At 66.6% G+C, this 17,668-nt stretch carries 14 protein-coding genes and 2 tRNA genes; 6 read left to right on the top strand and 10 right to left on the bottom strand.

Going from position 1 to position 17,668, the window contains the following annotated elements; genetic code table 11:
• Window position 1: 1 nt before the first annotated feature.
• The 5 genes from FHY50_RS08115 to aroA all read right to left on the bottom strand — a co-directional run bounded on the left by FHY50_RS08115 (window position 2) and on the right by aroA (window position 4,600).
• A tRNA-Leu gene (locus FHY50_RS08115) sits at window positions 2-86 on the bottom strand.
• Window positions 87-164: 78 nt separating this feature from the next.
• A complete protein-coding gene (locus tag FHY50_RS08110; protein ID WP_140047972.1) occupies window positions 165-443 on the bottom strand; it encodes an integration host factor subunit beta in 279 nt (92 codons plus the stop codon).
• 196 nt (window positions 444-639) lie between these two features.
• Complete coding sequence (gene rpsA / locus FHY50_RS08105; protein ID WP_140047971.1) at window positions 640-2,349, bottom strand: 30S ribosomal protein S1; 1,710 nt, start codon at window positions 2,347-2,349, stop codon at window positions 640-642.
• A 255-nt stretch (window positions 2,350-2,604) separates the two neighbouring features.
• On the bottom strand, window positions 2,605-3,243 hold the full coding sequence (gene cmk / locus FHY50_RS08100; RefSeq protein ID WP_140047970.1) for a (d)CMP kinase: 639 nt from the start codon (window positions 3,241-3,243) through the stop codon (window positions 2,605-2,607).
• A gap of 31 nt (window positions 3,244-3,274) precedes the next feature.
• Window positions 3,275-4,600 (bottom strand): 3-phosphoshikimate 1-carboxyvinyltransferase, encoded by a 1,326-nt coding sequence (gene aroA, locus FHY50_RS08095; RefSeq protein WP_140047969.1) that lies wholly within the window; start codon window positions 4,598-4,600, stop codon window positions 3,275-3,277.
• Window positions 4,601-4,709: 109 nt separating this feature from the next.
• Between aroA and FHY50_RS08090 the strand changes: the two genes are divergently transcribed.
• Together FHY50_RS08090 and FHY50_RS08085 are read left to right on the top strand one after the other, a co-directional pair.
• On the top strand, window positions 4,710-5,030 hold the full coding sequence (locus FHY50_RS08090; protein ID WP_140047968.1) for a TIGR02300 family protein: 321 nt from the start codon (window positions 4,710-4,712) through the stop codon (window positions 5,028-5,030).
• A 118-nt stretch (window positions 5,031-5,148) separates the two neighbouring features.
• A tRNA-Ala gene (locus tag FHY50_RS08085) sits at window positions 5,149-5,224 on the top strand.
• Window positions 5,225-5,238: 14 nt separating this feature from the next.
• Here the strand turns inward: FHY50_RS08085 and FHY50_RS08080 are convergent.
• The 3 genes from FHY50_RS08080 to FHY50_RS08070 are packed head-to-tail and all read right to left on the bottom strand — an operon-like array spanning window position 5,239 to window position 9,313.
• On the bottom strand, window positions 5,239-6,576 hold the full coding sequence (locus tag FHY50_RS08080) for a PepSY-associated TM helix domain-containing protein (protein ID WP_140047967.1): 1,338 nt from the start codon (window positions 6,574-6,576) through the stop codon (window positions 5,239-5,241).
• A complete protein-coding gene (locus FHY50_RS08075) occupies window positions 6,573-7,139 on the bottom strand; it encodes a hypothetical protein (RefSeq protein ID WP_140047966.1) in 567 nt (188 codons plus the stop codon). Before FHY50_RS08075 ends, FHY50_RS08080 begins: the two co-directional genes overlap by 4 nt.
• A 14-nt stretch (window positions 7,140-7,153) precedes the next feature.
• Window positions 7,154-9,313 (bottom strand): TonB-dependent siderophore receptor, encoded by a 2,160-nt coding sequence (locus tag FHY50_RS08070; RefSeq protein ID WP_140047965.1) that lies wholly within the window; start codon window positions 9,311-9,313, stop codon window positions 7,154-7,156.
• A 165-nt stretch (window positions 9,314-9,478) separates the two neighbouring features.
• On the opposite strand from FHY50_RS08070, the gene FHY50_RS08065 reads away from it, so the two are divergent.
• The 4 genes from FHY50_RS08065 (at window position 9,479) to ppdK (ending at window position 15,972) form a co-directional block, all read left to right on the top strand.
• On the top strand, window positions 9,479-9,673 hold the full coding sequence (locus FHY50_RS08065; RefSeq protein ID WP_140047964.1) for a hypothetical protein: 195 nt from the start codon (window positions 9,479-9,481) through the stop codon (window positions 9,671-9,673).
• Between the two features lie 132 nt (window positions 9,674-9,805).
• The gene (locus FHY50_RS08060) at window positions 9,806-10,645 is read left to right on the top strand and encodes a glycine--tRNA ligase subunit alpha (protein WP_140231095.1); all 840 of its coding nucleotides are present in this window, start codon (window positions 9,806-9,808) and stop codon (window positions 10,643-10,645) included.
• Window positions 10,645-13,221, top strand: coding sequence for a glycine--tRNA ligase subunit beta (glyS, locus tag FHY50_RS08055; RefSeq protein WP_243846779.1), 2,577 nt, complete (start codon window positions 10,645-10,647; stop codon window positions 13,219-13,221). Before FHY50_RS08060 ends, glyS begins: the two co-directional genes overlap by 1 nt.
• Before the next feature lie 75 nt (window positions 13,222-13,296).
• Window positions 13,297-15,972, top strand: coding sequence for a pyruvate, phosphate dikinase (ppdK, locus tag FHY50_RS08045; RefSeq protein WP_140047963.1), 2,676 nt, complete (start codon window positions 13,297-13,299; stop codon window positions 15,970-15,972).
• A 4-nt stretch (window positions 15,973-15,976) separates the two neighbouring features.
• Here ppdK and FHY50_RS08040 read toward each other — a convergent pair whose 3' ends face one another.
• Entirely contained in the window at window positions 15,977-16,516 is a 540-nt protein-coding gene (locus tag FHY50_RS08040) for a hypothetical protein (protein WP_140047962.1), read from the bottom strand.
• Between the two features lie 147 nt (window positions 16,517-16,663).
• Window positions 16,664-17,656 carry a type II secretion system F family protein gene (locus FHY50_RS08035; protein ID WP_140047961.1) on the bottom strand — a complete coding sequence of 331 codons (993 nt, stop codon included), beginning with the start codon at window positions 17,654-17,656 and terminating at the stop codon, window positions 16,664-16,666.
• Window positions 17,657-17,668: the final 12 nt, after the last annotated feature.

Below are 17,668 nucleotides of genomic sequence, written 5' to 3'. Positions count from 1 at the left end.
CTGGTGCGGACGGCGGGACTTGAACCCGCACTCCCTGGGGAAGCGGATTTTAAGTCCGCTGCGTCTACCGATTTCGCCACGTCCGCACTGGCCGGCGGACAAGGCCCGATGCCGTCCGCATCTGCGAACGACAAGCGGATCGCGGCAGCTACGTCAAGCGCGGCTCATACGTTGAGGCGGATGCGCATTTCCTTGCCGGGCTTGAAATAGGGCACGCGCTTGGCGGTCACTTCGACCGGCTCGCCGGTACGCGGATTGCGCCCGACACGCGCGTCGCGCGCCCGTGTCGAGAACGCGCCGAAGCCGCGCAGCTCGACCCGGCCCTCGGCGCTCAGACGGCCGGAGATTTCGTCGAAGAAGGTCGTGACCACGCGCTCGATTTCGCGCACCGAAAGGTCGGGATTGTCGCGAACCAGCATCTGTACGAGTTCGGAACGGATCATCGGCGTTTCCCCAGTATGGACGAAGGCCAGTACGGCACCCCGCGAGTCCCCTCTCGCGCTTCCGTTCTACGCGCAAAGCTTAACTTCCATCAAGTCCGCAATCATACGGAGTTTCGATTAGACAGAACGACTTGACAGCGCCGGGGTCGAAACTGGCCGGGAGCGGCAGCGTCGTCGCCGCTCCCGGCCGATCCGATTACTTCTGCTCGTTGCGCGCCTTGAGCGCCTCGCCGAGGATGTCGCCGAGCGACGCTCCCGAATCCGACGAACCATATTGCGCAACTGCCTGCTTCTCTTCGGAGATCTGCATCGCCTTGATCGAGAAGGTCGGCTTCTTGGACCGGTCGAAACCGGTGACCATCGCGTCGAACTTCTGGCCGACCTGGAAGCGCTCGGGGCGCTGCTCGTCGCGGTCGCGTCCCAGATCGGTACGCTTGATGAAGCCGGTCGCGCCATCGTCGCCCGCCTGCACCTCGAGGCCCGCGTCGCGGACTTCGAGGACGGTGACCGTGACGATCGCATTCTTGTTGAGGCGATCACCCGAGGTCGGCGCGCCGACCACGGGGGCGCCGCGCTCGAGCTGCTTCATGCCGAGCGAGATACGCTCCTTGTCGGGCTCGATCGCCAGCACGATCGCCTGGACGGTCTCGCCCTTGCGATGCAGGTTGAGCGCGTCCTCGCCGGAAATGCCCCAGGCGATGTCCGACATGTGGACCATGCCGTCGACGTCGCCGTCCAGCCCGATGAACAGGCCGAATTCGGTGGCGTTCTTGACTTCGCCCTCGACCGTCGAGCCGACCGGATGATCCTCGGCGAACTTGTCCCACGGGTTCGACTGCGCCTGCTTGAGGCCCAGCGAGATGCGGCGCTTGTCCTCGTCGACCTCGAGCACGACGACTTCGACTTCCTGGCTGGTCGACACGATCTTGCCGGGATGGACGTTCTTCTTGGTCCAGCTCATCTCCGACACATGGACCAGGCCTTCGATGCCGGCTTCCAGCTCGACGAACGCACCATATTCGGTGATGTTGGTGACGCGGCCCGACAGCTTGGCGCCGACCGGATACTTCGCGCTCGCGCCATCCCACGGATCGCTCTCGAGCTGCTTCATGCCCAGCGAGATGCGCTGCGTGTCGCGGTTGATGCGGATGATCTGCACCTTCACCGTGTCGCCGATGCCCAGCATCTCGCTCGGATGGCCGACGCGCTTGTAGCTGAGGTCGGTGACATGGAGCAGGCCGTCGATGCCGCCGAGGTCGACGAACGCGCCGTAGTCGGTGATGTTCTTGACGATGCCGTCGATGATCTGGCCCTCGGCGAGGCTGAGGATCAGGCCCGAACGCTGCTCGGCGCGGGTTTCCTCGAGGATCGCGCGGCGTGACACGACGATGTTGCCGCGCTTGCGGTCCATCTTGAGGATCTGGAACGGCTGCGGGATGTCCATCAGCGGGGTGACGTCGCGCACTGGACGGATGTCGACCTGCGAACCGGGCAGGAACGCCACGGCGCCCGACAGATCGACGGTGAAGCCGCCCTTCACGCGGCCGAAGATCACGCCCTCGACGCGCGCGGTCTTGGCGAATTCGGTTTCCAGCGTGTCCCAGGCGGCTTCGCGGCGGGCGCGGTCGCGGCTGAGCATTGCTTCGCCATTGGCGTTCTCGACGCGGTCGACATAGACCTGGACTTCGTCACCGACCTTCAGCTCGGCCTTCTGGCCGGGAGCAGCGAATTCGCGCAGCGGAACGCGGCCTTCGCTCTTGAGGCCGACGTCGATGACGGCCAGGTCGTTCTCGATCCCGGTGACGGTGCCGACGACGACGCGGCCTTCGAAGCTGTCGGAGCCGCCGAACATGTCGTCGAGCATTGCCGCGAAATCATCGCGGGTAGGCGTGGGCTGGGTTGCCATAAAAGCTGTCGTTTCCTGTATAGTCATTTCCGGCCAGCCGGTTGGGTCCGGCGGTCTTTAGGCCGATATGCCGCAGCGGCCGGATGCCGGATACGGCGTTCGCCATGCATGCGCAGTCGGCCGGGGATAGAGACGCGATCAAATGCGAAAACGGCGCAAGGGCTTACCCTCACGCCTTCCCTGCCGCGAACGCACGTTCGCCGAACCCGCGCCCGATAGCGCCATCCGCGCGATTTTGCAAGGCCGAAGCCGGGCTCAGGCGACCGACTGGTGGCGCGCCATGCGCGCTTCGACCAGCGCGATCGCGCGCTGGATCGCCGCGTCGATCGATAGGAAGCTGGTGTCGAGCAGCGCGGCATCGGCCGCCTGCCGCATCGGCGCCTGCTTGCGGGTGGCATCGCGGTCGTCGCGCGCGCGGATGTCGGCAAGCACCTTGTCGAGGCTGGGTGCGCTGCCATGCCGCGCCAGTTCCGCGTGACGCCGGCGCGCGCGGATCATCGGCGTCGCCTTGACGAACAATTTCGCGTCCGCCTCGGGCACGATCACCGTGCCGATGTCGCGCCCGTCGAGCACCGCGCCGCCGGGCTGCTGGGCAAAGCGGCGCTGGCGCTGCAGCAACGCCGATCGCACCAGCGGGTGCGCCGATGCCTGAGACGCCGCCTTGCCAACCGCATCGCTGCGCAGATACGGATCGTCGAGCAGCGCATCGTCGAAATCGCACGCCGACACGGCGTCCGCCTCGCGCTCCGGATTGAGCTCGTCGCGCAGCAGCTTGGCCGCGACCGCGCGGTACAGCAGGCCGGTGTCGAGATGGGGAAGGGCGTAATGGCGGGCGAGCGCACGGGCGATCGTGCCCTTGCCCGACGCTGCGGGGCCATCGACTGCAATGATCATGACTCTGATATACGCCTAGACTGCAAACGCCCTAATTCGTGAACGATTGGAGGGTGTCGAAGAAATCGGGATAGCTGGTAGCGACCGGGGCCGCGTCGTCGATCGTGATCGTTTCGCGGGCGTGAAGTCCAGCCACGATCATGCTCATCGCGATACGATGGTCGAGTTTCGAGGCGACCCGTGCGCCGCCAGCGATCGGTGCCCCGCCCGAACCGGTGATCGACAGGCCGTCGTCATGCTCGGCGACCGTGACGCCGCACGCCGTCAGCGCCTCGGCCATCGCCGCGATCCGGTCCGATTCCTTGACGCGCAGTTCGTGCGCGCCGCGCGCGACGGTGGTGCCGCTGGCAAACGCCGCAGCGACGAACAACACCGGATATTCGTCGATCATGCTCGGCGTCAGCTCGGGCGGCACCGTGATCGCGGTCAGCGGCGCGTGCCGCACGCGAAGGTCGGCGACCGGCTCGCCGCCGACGCTGCGCGCGTCCTGCTCGGCAATGTCGGCGCCCATCAGGCGAAGCGCCGCGATCAGCCCGGTGCGCGTCGGGTTCATGCCGACATTGGCGATGACGATGTCCGATCCCGGCACGACAGACGCCGCGACCAGCCAGAATGCCGCCGACGACGGATCGCCCGGCACGACGATATGCTGCGGCCGCAATTCGGCCTCGCCGCGCAGCGCGATGACGCGCCCCGCCGGGCTGTCGGTGACGGTCAGATCGGCGCCGAACCCGGCCAGCATCCGCTCGCTATGGTCGCGCGTCGCCACCGGTTCGATCACCGTGGTGATGCCGGGAGTGTTCAGTCCGGCAAGCAGCACCGCCGACTTGACCTGCGCCGATGCGACCGGAAGCGTGTAGGCGATCGGCACCGCGGGCGCGATCCCGCGCACCATCAGCGGCAGCCGCCCGTTGCCGGTTGCGGTGAACTCGGCGCCCATGTCCGACAGCGGCGCGATCACCCGGCCCATCGGACGCTTGCTGAGCGACGCGTCGCCGACGAACGTCGCCCGGATCGGATGGCTGGCGACCAGTCCCATCAGCAGCCGGGTCGAGGTTCCAGAATTGCCCATGTCGAGCGCGGCCTCGGGCTCGAGCAATCCGCCGACGCCGACCCCGTCCACGCTCCACACGCCGTCGTCACCGCGCGCGATCGTCGCGCCCATCGCGCGCATCGCCGCAGCGGTGGCAAGCACGTCTTCGCCCTCGAGCAGTCCCTCGATCCGGCTGGTGCCGATCGCCAGCGAAGCGAACATGATCGCACGGTGGCTGATCGACTTGTCGCCGGGCACGCGGGCGCTGCCGGTCAGCGGACCGCGCGGGGCGGCGGCAAAGGGGCGGGGGGCGGCGCTCGACATCGTCAGGCGCGGGCTTTTGACAGCGCGCTTGCGCTATGGCAAGGCGCGCCCCACTTTGCGGGGCCTCGCTCCTCGCGAAATCCATAAAGTTCAAAAGGTGAAATACGGCATGGTGAAGCCTGAACTGGGCACCAAGCGGACCTGTCCCAAATGCGCGACGCGGTTCTACGATCTGCAAAAGGAAGACCCGGTCACCTGCATCGAATGCGGCTATGCCTGGAATCCCGAGCCGATCCTCAAGTCGAAGCAGCCCTTGCCCTTCGAGGCGGCCAAGGTCGCCGAGCCCAAGGCGAAGGAAAAGGACAGCGATCTCGGCGACGACGACATCGACATCGAGGATGAAGAGCCTAACGCCGACGACGATGTCGACCTGGGCGGCGACGACGATCTCGGCGTCGAGGCGAGCAAGGACGACGACGACAATAACTGATCCTGCCCGGGGGCAGGCGGCGAAGTCGCCGCTTGCCAACCCCGCGTCGCTTGACTAATGGCGACGCCTTCCAGGCCAGCGCCGCGCGGTTGAGCGCGGTCCCGGGCCGGAAAAACGTGGGGCCGTAGCTCAGCTGGGAGAGCGCTGCAATGGCATTGCAGAGGTCAGGGGTTCGATCCCCCTCGGCTCCACCATTCCCTGAAAAGCGCTAGCCGGCCGGCTGTTCGCGGGCACTCGGCGCGATATCGTTGCCGCTTCGATTTCGGGCGGCCGCCGCCCGGTGCGCTGCCGCGATCGCGGCGACGATGGCCAGTGCCAGCGCGGTCCAGAAGATCGCGGTGAACCAGGCGGCGTTGCCCAGCGCGAAGCGCGCGGCAAGCGTGATCGCCAGCGCGGCGGGCGCTCCCCACACCACGCCGTGCCACGCGCCGAGCAGGCGTGGCTCGTGCACGCCGCGGCGGCGGCGCTTGCCCAGCCAGATATAGACGCCGGTCGCGCAGACGATGGTGAGCGCGAACCCGAACAGGCAATAGGCGATTTTGACCGGGAGCCCGCCATAGTTGCCGAAATGCAGGTTGTAGTTGGACGCCGCCGCCTGCTGGCCGATCGCGCCGTCGGACAGCCCGGCAGTACCCTTGAACCGACCCGCGGCGTCGAATGCGTAATATTCGCCGAAGATCAGGCGGCGCGGCGGACTCGCGACGATCTGGACATGCTGGCCGGCAGTCATCGGATCGTGCAGCGTCACATAGGTGATCGCCACCTCGGGAAAGCGCTGCGCCATCGTTTCCAGCGCGGTCGCCACGGCGGGGACCGGCGCGGGGGCGGCGTCGGGCTTGCCCTCGTCGCCGAAGATCGGGGCGTACACGGCTTCGAGGTCGTTGTCGTAATAGCGGTTCGCCAGGGCATAGGCGGTGACGCTGGCCAGCCCGATCGCCGCGCCGGTGATGGCGATCGCCAGCCCGAACGGCAGCGTCCATACGCTCAGCCGATTGTGCCAGTCCGACAGTGCGACGCCGCCGCTGTGCCGCGTGCGAAAGCGAAAGGCGTCGCGGAATATCCGGGGATGTGCGATCAGTCCCGAGATCGACAGCGCCACCATCAACATGCCCAGGATGCCGACGATGGTAATGCCGACCACGCCGGGCAGGTGCAGCGTGTAGTGCAAACCGTACAGGAACTCGGACCAGGCATTCTCCTCGGGCGCGGCGACGCGGCCGTCGGCGTCGAGGTGCACCGCCTGCGTATCGGTGGTGATCGTCGTGCGCGGCAGTTCGGGGACCGGAAGATGCACGTAGAGGTGCGTCGTCGGCGGCTTGCCCCTCTCGCTGGCCAGCACCGCTGCAACGCCGCGCTGCACGGCCTGCGGGTCGATCGTGGTCATTTCGGGTGCATCGCCCTGTTCGGCCCGCTGCCATTCCTCGTAGAAGACGAGCGCGGTGCCGCTCAGGCACACCAGATACAGCAGGGCGCCTGCGAGCAGTCCGATCGCGGCGTGTGCCGACAGCGCGCGTTTCACCGTGGCGGCGTTCGGTGCCAGCTTCATGATCCCAATCCCGTCAAGAGGAACGGCGCTCCGGCCGCGGCGCAGGCCGACAAGGTCAGCAGCTGTCCGCGCCGCTCGCCCTGCATTAGCAATGTGGTGACGAGCACGGCCCAGCCCAGCGGCACGGTGAACAGCGCCGCGACATTGGCATTGGCCTCACCCCATCCCGACGCCGTTGCCACCCCGCGCATCGCGATGCCGAGCACGATCGCTATGACAAAGCCGCCGGGTATGACGATCAGGAACGTCGCGATGCGGCGACCGATGCGGCGCGGCTCTCCCGCCTGCGGCAGCATGCCCGCCCACCGCACCGACGCTGCGGTCCGCCCTGGCGGCGCGCCGATTCCTGCTGCTGCCAGCATCGCGAACGCGGCGGCGGTGGTGGCAAGTGCCGCCACCGAAACCCCCCATGCTCCTCCCATCCGCCAGCCGCAGGCGACCGATGCGGCAATCAGCAGCCATGCGACCGCGTTCCACCCGGTACTGCGCCGGGGGAGTGTCCAGGCATACCGGAGCGCGGCGACGCCGGCGACGCCGAGTGCTGCGGCGAGCCACAGCAGCAAAGCGCTGCCTTGCGTCACAACTTCAGGCTCAGCGTGCCGAACACGTTGCGTTCCGCGCCCACGAAGCAGTCGCCGCGCGCCAGACACGCCGAATAATAATCCTCGCCGAGCAGGTTGGTGGCGTTGATCGCGAAGCTCCAGCGCCGCCAGCTGAGCTCGGCGAACGCATCGACCAGGGTGTAATCGGGCGTGACGATGCCGTCGGTAAAGGCGGGGCCATAGGAGATATTCTCCCCGGCATGGCGCGCGCCCGCGCCGAGCCGAAGCCCGACGCCGTTCGGCAGCGAGAACGCCCGCGCCGCCCATAGCGAGGCGTTATGCTTGGGGACATTGTCGATCTGCCGGTCGGTGCCGTCGATCTCGGCCTCGTTATAGCTGTAGTTGGCGATCAGCTGGACCTGCCCCGGCAGCACGGTCCGCGCCTCGAATTCGATGCCCTTCGACGTCAGCGATCCGGCCTGGCGCTGGTCGAACGGGTCGGGCGTGGCGGGATCGTCGACCGGGCGGTTATTCTCCTTGATGCGATAGCCGGTCAGCGTGACGATGCTGGCGGCATTGAGCTGGTACTTGATGCCTAGCTCGTACTGATGGCCCTGTTTGGGCACGAACGGATCGCCGTTGCTGGCGACGCCCGCGATCGGCTCGAAGCTCTCGGTATAGCTGAAGAAGGGCGAGAGGCCGGCCGCCAGATCGCCGATCACGCCCGCCCGAAAGGTGGTGGCGTCGTGTTCGACCGGGGTACCGGCGAACGACCGGCTGGAGACATGGTCGCGCCGCGCGCCGAGCACCACCGATACCCGGTCCCACAGCCGGATCTGGTCCTGCACATAGACGCCGAGCTGGGTCTGCTCGACATCCTCCGAGGGCGCCGCGCCGGGCGGCAGACCGCCGCCGAAATCGGACAGCGCATCATAATCGATGTCGTAGATGTCGATATATTCGATCCCGAAGCCGCCCGTCTTGCGGACATGGTTCCAGCTATAGTCGACCCCGGCGAGCAGCACATGCTCGACCGCAGCGCCGGTGTCGAAGCCGATCTGAACATTGTTGTCGGTCGAGAAGATTTCCATCCGCGCCGTGCTGCCGTCGACGTACAGGCCGATCGTGCGCTGGTCGGGATCGGGCAGCGCCGCCCCCGTCTCGGGATCGACCACTGGCGTGCCGGTCACCGGGTCGAGCAGGACGTACGGATTGGCCGGGTTCGAATAGCTGTCGGGATAATGCGTGAAATAGCTCAGGTCGCTGTCGATGTAGCGCGCCTTCAGGCTCAGCTTGGCGCGCGGGGAGAAGCGATGCTCGAGCAGCGCGGTGCCTTGCAGCAGGCGGCCGTCATAGCGGTCCCAGCCGGGCTTGCCGACGAACCGGTCGTTGGGCAGCTGGCCGTTGGGATTGGGCAGGATGCTGCCCACCAGCGGCAGGAACTGCGCGGTCGAACCGCCGTCATCCTCCTGATACAGGCCGAGCAGCGTCAGGTCGGTATCGGCGCCGGGCGACCAGGTAACCGACGGCGACACCATCACGCGGTCGTCGGGGACGAAATCGGTCTGGGTGTCGGCGTCGCGTACCCGCGCGACGATCCGCGCGCTCAGCCCCTGGGTGATCGGGCCGGTGAAATCGGCGAGCGCTTCCTTGCGATCGAACGCGCCGTAGCGCAGCGAGACCTCGCCCGACGCGACCGACGATGGCAACTTGGAGTTGAGGTTGATCAGGCCGCCGAGCGCGCCTTGTCCGAACAGCATCGACGACGGGCCGCGCAGCACCTGGACGCTGTCGAAATTATACGGGTCGGCGCGGATGCTGGCATAGAAGCTGAAGATGTCGCGCATGCCGTCGCGGAACTGGAGCGCGTCGAGCCCGCGGATAAAGGCACCATCGACGCGGCTGTCAGGGCCGTACGGGTTCGCCTGCACCCCGGCGACGTAGTTCAATGTGTCCGAAATCGAGACCGCACCCTGCGCCTCGTACAGTTCGGCGGGGATGATCGTCACCGGCTGCGGCACCTCGATCGCCGGGGTGTCGGTCTTGGTAGCATCGCCGCCCGAGCTGTTCTGGCCGATGACGATGATGTCGGCATCGCCCTGCGCGGGCCGGGCGGTCTGCGCATATGCCGGCGCGGCAGCCAGCGCCGCGGCCAATGCGGATATCGATATTAGTACCGGCTTGGTCGAAAGCATGAATGAACCCCTTTGCTGGGGTTCGACTAATGCGAGTCAAACTCAATATCAAGAAGCTTTCAACTTGCCCTGGCGTCCATTGGTATTGCGAACGGCGTCCCGCGCTGAGACTCGGGATTGAACATCGGCGTTGATCCAAATCCCTAACAAGACGTTAATTCGGGCATGGCATCGCATCCCCTCCGCCCGCTCGCCGCGCGCTCGATTTCAGCTGTCCGCGCATCCCCGCATCCGCTGCGCCGGGAGATGACGGGACGCATCGCGCGTGGCGCCGGCCCGGTCTCCGACGACAGCGACCTCAAGCTGTTCGTGGTCAGTTTCACCGCCTTTTTCGTGTGTTTCTACACCTTCTTCCTGTGACCCGCTGAGCGCCTGCCGCCGCCCCGCCGCTGCCATTGACGCTCGCGGGAGGCTGCGCCAAAGCGTCCGCCTCGCTATTGCAGGTGCGAAGGCCAGCCGGTGTCCGACGTCGAACCCTTGAGTTTCCAGCGCATGATCCTGACGCTCCACGACTATTGGAGCGCGCGCGGCTGCCTGATCCTGCAGCCCTATGACATGGAAATGGGCGCGGGCACCTTCCACACCGCGACCACCTTGCGCGCGCTCGGGCCGAACCCGTGGAACGCCGCCTTCGTCCAGCCGTGCCGCCGCCCGACCGACGGCCGCTATGGCGAAAACCCCAACCGACTTCAGCATTACTACCAATATCAGGTGATCCTGAAGCCTTCGCCCGCGGACTTGCAGGAACTGTATCTCGGCAGCCTCGCGGCGATCGGCATCGACATGCTGTCGCACGACATCCGCTTCGTCGAGGACGACTGGGAATCGCCGACGCTGGGCGCTTGGGGGCTCGGCTGGGAAGTGTGGTGCGACGGCATGGAAGTCACCCAGTTCACCTATTTCCAGCAGATGGGCGGGTTCGACTGCAAGCCCGTCGCGGGCGAGCTGACCTACGGGCTCGAGCGGCTGGCGATGTACATCCAGAATGTCGACAGCGTGTACGACCTGGCATTCAACGATGAAGCCGTGACGTACGGCGACGTGTTCCTCGATAACGAGCGCCAGATGTCGGAATGGAATTTCGAGGTCGCCGACACCGACAGCCTGTTCGACCAGTTCAAGAAGCACACCGCCGAATGCGAGAACGCACTGGCGCGCGACTTGCCGATCCCGGCCTATGAACAGGCGATCAAGGCCAGCCACATCTTCAACCTGCTGCAGGCGCGCGGCGTGATCTCGGTCGCCGAGCGCCAGGCCTATATGGGCCGCGTCCGAGACCTCGCGAAGGGTTCGTGCGCAGCGTATATGACCAAGAACGGCTGGACGGCGTGATGGCCGATTTCCTCCTCGAGCTGCGCTCCGAAGAAATCCCCGCGCGGATGCAGGACAAGGCGCGCGCCGATCTCGAACGGCTGTTCGCTGCCGAACTCAACAAGGACGGGCTCGAATCCGGTGCCCTCACGACCTACGCGACGCCGCGCCGCCTCGCCTTGATCGCGCGCGATCTGCCGCTCGAAACGCAGGCGGTGTCCGAGGAAATAAAGGGGCCGCGCACCTCCGCACCGCCACAGGCGCTCGAGGGCTTCCTGCGCAAGACCGGGCTGTCCCAGGATCAGCTGACCGACCGCGACGGCGTGTGGTTCGCGGTGATCGAAAAGCCCGGCCGCGCCACCGCGGACGTGCTCGCCGCCGCGATCCCCGGAATCGTCCGCGCCTTCCCCTGGCCGAAATCGATGCGCTGGGGCGACGCGTCGCTGTCGACCGAGAGCCTGCGCTGGGTCCGCCCGTTGCAGGGTATCGTCGCGATCCTCGGCGAGGAACTGGTGCCGTGCGAGATCGCCGGGATCGGGTCGGGATATGCGACGGTCGGCCACCGTTTCCACAGCCCGCACGCGATCACCATCGGCGGCGCGCACGACTATGTCGAAAAGCTGCGTGCGTGCCACGTCATTGTCGATCAGGACGAGCGCCGCGCGATCATCCGCGACCGCGCCGCCGCGCTCGCCGCCGACGCGGGCCTCGCGCTGATCGAGGACGAGGGGCTGGTGGCGGAGAATGCCGGTCTGACCGAATGGCCGGTGCCGCTGATGGGTCGCTTCGACGCCGCGTTCCTCGACGTCCCGCCCGAGGTCATCCAGCTGACCGCGCGGGTGAACCAGAAATATTTCGTGTGCCAAGGCGCGGATGGCACGCTTGCCGACGCGTTCGTCTGTGTCGCCAACATCGCGGCGAAGGACGGCGGCGCGCGCATCGTCGAGGGCAACCGGAAGGTGCTGGCGGCGCGCCTGTCCGACGCGCGCTTCTTCTACGAAACCGACCTGAAGGTCGCGCTCGAGGAGCAGGCGAAGAAGCTCGAGAAGATCGTCTTCCACGAAAAGCTGGGGACCGTGGCGGACAAGGTCGATCGCGTGGCGAAGCTGGCGCGGTGGCTGGTCGAGGAGGGGATTGTCGGAGCAGGCACCCCCCTTTCCGTTCGTGTCGAGCGAAGTCGAGACACATTGCCGAGCGAAGCCGAGGCACCTGCGGACGATCTCGGCTCCGCTCGATCACGTGCCTCGACTTCGCTCGGGACGAACGGAGAGGGGGCGGATCGTGCGGCGTTGGCCGATCTCGCCGAACGCGCCGCCCGCCTAGCCAAGGCCGACCTCGTCACCGGCATGGTCGGCGAGTTCCCCGAATTGCAGGGCTTGATGGGCGGCTATTACGCCCGCGCACAAGGCGAGCCCCGCGAAGTGTGGGAAGCGGTCCGCGACCATTACAAGCCGGTCGGGCAGGGCGACGAAGTCCCGACCGCGCCGGTGACCGTGGCGGTATCGCTGGCGGACAAGCTGGATACTATCACTGGTTTTTTTGCGATCAACGAGAAGCCGACCGGTTCCAAAGACCCCTTCGCATTGCGGCGCGCGATTTTGGGTTTGGCAGCGATCGTCTTGCAGAACGATCTCAAGGCGTCGCTGCGCAAGCTAGTTCTCAGCGGTTACGAAGATCACGCTTACGGCCTGAGGTCTCACGAACTCACAACAAACCGTGCGCATGATCAAGAGAAAGTCGCGGATGAGATAGTATCGTTTGCGATCGATCGCCTCAAAGTCCAGCAACGCGAGGCCGGAGTCCGTCACGACCTGATCGACGCGGTGTTCGCGCTCGGCAATGAGGACGATCTCGTCCGCCTGCTCGCGCGCGTCCATGCGCTGCAGGCGTTCGTGACCACGCACGAGGGCGCCAACTTGCTCGCCGGGTACAAGCGGGCGTCGAATATCCTCAAGAAGGAGGGATGGGAGACGTCCACCGCCCCAACTTCCGTCACCCCCGCGCAGGCGGGGGTCCATAGTGGCGAGCGCCACGATGGAGACGCAGGCGCTGCGGCTATGGATTCCCGCCTTCGCGGGAATGACGATCTTGGGGGAGTCCCGGCGGATACCACCGCCGCACTCGCCGCCGCCGCCGCGCGCTCCGCCCCGTTCGGAACCGAAACCGGCCGCCCGCCCGAGGAACGCCGCGTGCTTGCCGCCGATCACGACGCCGGCGACGCCGCCATACCCCAGACCGGTGAGGAGGACCCGCTGGTCGAGGTCGATACCGATCGCGCCCGCTTTGCCCCGGTGGTCGCCGAGTTCGCCGCATCGCAGCCGAAGAAAACGCTGTCCTACACCCCCGAACCTGCGGAAGATGCGCTGATTACCGCACTTGATTCGGCCGAGCCGCAGGCCGCCGCCGCGATCGGGCGCGAGGATTTCGAAGGGGCGATGGCGGCGCTCGCGTCGCTGCGTGCCCCGATCGATGCGTTCTTTGAAACCGTGACCGTCAACGATCCCGATCCCGCCAGGCGTGCCGCGCGGCTGGCGCTGCTCGCCCGGATGCGCGATGCGGTCCACGCCGTCGCCGATTTCTCGAAGATCGAGGGCTGATCGAAACCGTCCGAGACTCTCCACTTTCTCCACTTCACCCCTCCCCAGGGCCACGACACAAGACAGGGAGCAACCATGACGCAGTACGTATTCCGCTTCGGCGGCGGCGTGTCCGATGGGGGGAAGGGGGACAAGAATCTGCTCGGCGGCAAGGGCGCGAACCTTGCCGAAATGGCGTCGATCGGCCTGCCGGTGCCACCCGGCTTCACGATCAGCACCGAGATGTGCACCCGATATTACGAGGAAGGTGAAGCGTTCCCTGACAGCCTGCGCACCGAAGTTGCAGGCGGCATCGCGCATATTGAGGGGATCACTGGAAAGGCATTCGGCGACGCGGCGGACCCGCTGCTCGTCTCGGTCCGTTCCGGCGCGCGCGTGTCGATGCCGGGGATGATGGATACCGTCCTCAACCTCGGCCTCAACGACGCCACGGTCGAGGGGCTGGCGCAAGTTGCGGGCGACCCGCGCTTCGCCTGGGACAGCTATCGCCGCTTCATCCAGATGTACGCCGACGTCGTGCTCGAACTCGACCATGGCCGGTTCGAGGAAGCGCTGGAGATCGCCAAGGAAGACCAGGGCTTCTACCTCGACACTGAACTCACCGCCGACGACCTCAAGAAGCTGGTCGTTGAGTACAAGGCGCTGGTTGAGGAATTATGGGGCAAGCCGTTCCCGCAGGACGTCCACGACCAGCTATGGGGCGCGGTCGCGGCGGTGTTCGGATCGTGGCAGGCCGAACGCGCCAAGGTCTATCGCCGCCTCAACGACATTCCAGGCGACTGGGGCACCGCGGTCAACGTCCAGGCGATGGTGTTCGGCAACATGGGCGAAACCTCGGCGACCGGCGTCGCGTTCACCCGCGACCCCTCGACCGGGGCCAATGCCTATTATGGCGAGTTCCTCATCAATGCGCAGGGCGAGGATGTCGTCGCCGGCATCCGCACCCCGCAATATCTGACCCGCGCCGCGCGTGAGGCGGCGAACGCGAAGCCGGCGTCGATGGAAGAGGCGATGCCGGAAGTGTACGGCGAGCTGGCGCGCGTGTTCGACCTGCTCGAACGCCATTACCGCGACATGCAGGACATCGAATTCACCGTCGAGCGCGGCAAATTATGGATGCTGCAGACCCGCTCGGGCAAGCGCACGGCCAAGGCCGCGCTCAAGATCGCAGTCGACATGGCCAATGACGGCCTCATCACGCAGCAACAGGCGATCGCGCGCGTCGATCCGTCGGCGCTCGACCAACTGCTCCACCCGACTCTCGATCCCGAAGCGCCGCGCGACGTGCTGACCAAGGGGCTGCCCGCCTCGCCGGGCGCGGCATCGGGCAAGGTTGTGTTCGACGCCGACAGCGCAGAGCGTGCCGCTGCGAACGGCGACAGCGTGATCCTGGTGCGCACCGAAACCTCACCCGAGGATATCCATGGCATGCATGCGGCCAAGGGCATCCTCACCGCACGCGGCGGGATGACCAGCCACGCCGCGGTGGTCGCGCGCGGCATGGGGCGGCCGTGCGTGTCGGGGGCGGGGGCGCTGTCGATCAAGGCGGCCGACAAAGTGATGCGCGTCGGGGCCGGCGATTCCTGGCGCGAAGTGCGCGAGGGAGACATCCTCACCATCGACGGCTCAACCGGCGAAGTGATGCTGGGCGCGGTGCCGACGGTGCAGCCCGAACTGAGCGGCGACTTCGCTGCGCTGATGAAATGGGCCGATGCGGTCCGCCGCCTGCGCGTGCGCGCGAATGCCGAGACACCCGCCGATTGCCGCACCGCGCGCGAATTCGGGGCGGAGGGCATCGGGTTGTGCCGCACCGAGCACATGTTCTTCGAAGGATCGCGCATCACCGCGGTGCGCGAGATGATCCTCGCCGACAGTGAGGCGGGGCGCCGCGCGGCGCTGGCCAAGCTGCTTCCCGAACAGCGCGCCGACTTCGTCGAGATTTTCGAAGTGATGGTCGGGCTGCCCTGCACGATCCGGCTGCTCGATCCGCCGCTGCACGAATTCCTTCCGCACCAGGAAGCCGAGTTCGAGGATGTCGCCGCCGCGACGGGCATCACCGTCGACAAGCTCAAGCGCCGCGCCGCCGAACTGCACGAGTTCAACCCGATGCTTGGCCATCGTGGATGCCGGCTGGGCGTGACCTATCCCGAAATCTACGAGATGCAGGCGCGCGCGATCTTCGAAGCCGCGTGCATCGTTGCCGATCGATCCGGAAAAGCGCCTGTTCCCGAAGTGATGGTTCCGCTGGTTGCCACGCGGCGCGAACTCGAACTGATGAAGGCGGTGGTCGATCGTGCTGCTGCAGCGGTGTTCGCAGAGCATGGGAGTACTATTGACTATCTAGTTGGAACGATGATCGAATTGCCGCGCGCCGCCCTGCGCGCCGGGGATATTGCCGATCAGGCCGAGTTCTTCAGCTTCGGCACCAACGACCTGACGCAGACCACCCTGGGCGTCAGCCGCGACGACGCCGCGCGCTTCCTGTCGGTCTATGTCGAAAAGGGAATCTATGCCCGCGACCCGTTCGTCAGCCTCGACGTCGAGGGGGTCGGCGAACTGATCGAAATGGCCGCAGAGCGGGGCCGGGGCACGCGGCCCGACATCAAGCTCGGCATCTGCGGCGAACATGGCGGCGATCCGGCCAGCATTGCCTTTTGCGAAACGATCGGCCTCGATTACGTGTCTGCCAGCCCGTACCGTGTCCCGATCGCCCGGTTGGCTGCGGCGCAGGCGGCGCTGGGCAAGGCCTAGCGGCTCAGACGAAGCGCCGTCCGTGGTCCTCGTCATGCCCGTCGCGCAGCATCGCCGCTTGTTCGCGCCACTGCTGCTCGGCGATGCGGCCGCGTCCCATGCCGAGCCGGTCCTCGAGCGCGGCTTCCTCGTCGGCGGTCAGCGCCTCGATCGCGGCATAGGTCTTGATCCCATCGGCGTTGAGCGCCTTTTCGGTAGTGTCGTCGATTCCGCGGATGCGCGACAGATTGTCTCGACCCCAGCCGAAGAACCCGCCGCCGCGATGGCTGGTGGCCGTTGCCGCCGTCGCCGCGCTGGCCGCCGCCACCGGCGCGGCGCGGTCACGATTTTGAAGGGCGGCATCGCGTTCGCGCTCGATCTCCCGCAATCGCGCGTCGCGTGTCGCGATCTCGGCGCGGGTCTCGCGATGCGCGGCTTCCTCTGCGCGCAGGCGTTCCTTCCACTTCTTTCCGCCGGGCGCGCTGGCAAGCCCGAACAACCACCCGGCGATCAGACAGACGGCGAGCACCGCGAATTGGGTCGGGGTCGAGAACAACATGCGCATGCCTCCTGTTTCGAGGGCATAACGATCATCCCGCGATCCGCGTTCCCGGCGTCCGATCGGCATATTCGGATGGCGGCACCACGGCCGCCCATTCAGAATATCCTGGATGGGCGTCGGGGTGGGGGAGCGGGCCGGTGCGGCTCCCGACTAGGACAACAGCGCGTCGTTGATCGAGCAGGCCGCCGGGCCGAGGATGACGATGAACAGCACCGGCAGGATGAACAGGATCAGCGGCACGGTCATGATCGCGGGCAGGCGCGCGGCCTTTTCCTCGGCGCGCATCATGCGTTCGTTGCGGAATTCCGCCGACAGGACGCGCAGCGCCGATGCCAGCGGCGTGCCGTATTTCTCGGTCTGGATCATCGTCGTGACGACCCCGCGCACCGCTTCGAGGTCGATGCGCATCGCCAGGTTCTCGAACGCGGCGCGGCGATCGGTGAGGAAGCCCAGCTCGATCGCGGTCAGGCCGAACTCGTCGCCCAGTTCGGGATAGGCGCGGCCCAGTTCGCGCGCGACGCGGTGGAACGCGGCATCGACGGTCAGCCCGGCCTCGGCGCAGATCACCAGCAGGTCGAGTGCGTCGGGAAGACCCTTGCGGATCGCGTCGCTTCGCTTGGCGATCTTGTTCTTGAGGTAGATGTCGGGTGCCTTGTAACAGGCGATGAAGGTCATCGCGACGAGGCCATAGGCCTTGAGCGGCGACCAGTCGGCGAACGCATCGGTGCCGTACACCAAGTACAGGACCGGCCCGCCTATGAAGATCGGCAGCATCATCCGACCGAAGATCACCGCGACCGCCCAGTCCTTGGAGCGGATGCCGGCCTGAAGCAACTTGATCTGCGCCGCCTTGAGCTGCTCGTCCTGCAACACCTTGAGCGACGACAGGAAGTCGCGCATCTTGTCGGCGGTCTCGCTCTTCTGGACGAGCTTCGCGCGGCGCTTGCTGGTCGACGCGGTGATCCCGGCCTTGAGCTGTTCGCGCCGGTCGTTGAGGGCCTTGACGCGCTTGGCCATGGGATCCCGCACGGTCATGATCGCATAGACCGCGAGCAGCACCGCAAAGGCGGCGACGCCCGACAGCAACGTCGCGACGAACAGGACATCGACGCCGAGCAGGGTAGGGCCGTCGCTGGGTTGCATGGTTCGCCTGCC

Source organism: Sphingomonas japonica, from assembly GCF_006346325.1.
GTDB lineage: Bacteria > Pseudomonadota > Alphaproteobacteria > Sphingomonadales > Sphingomonadaceae > Sphingomonas > Sphingomonas japonica.
The sequence above is the reverse complement of the archived record's forward strand: the minus strand, read 5'-3'. Positions and strand labels throughout refer to the sequence as shown.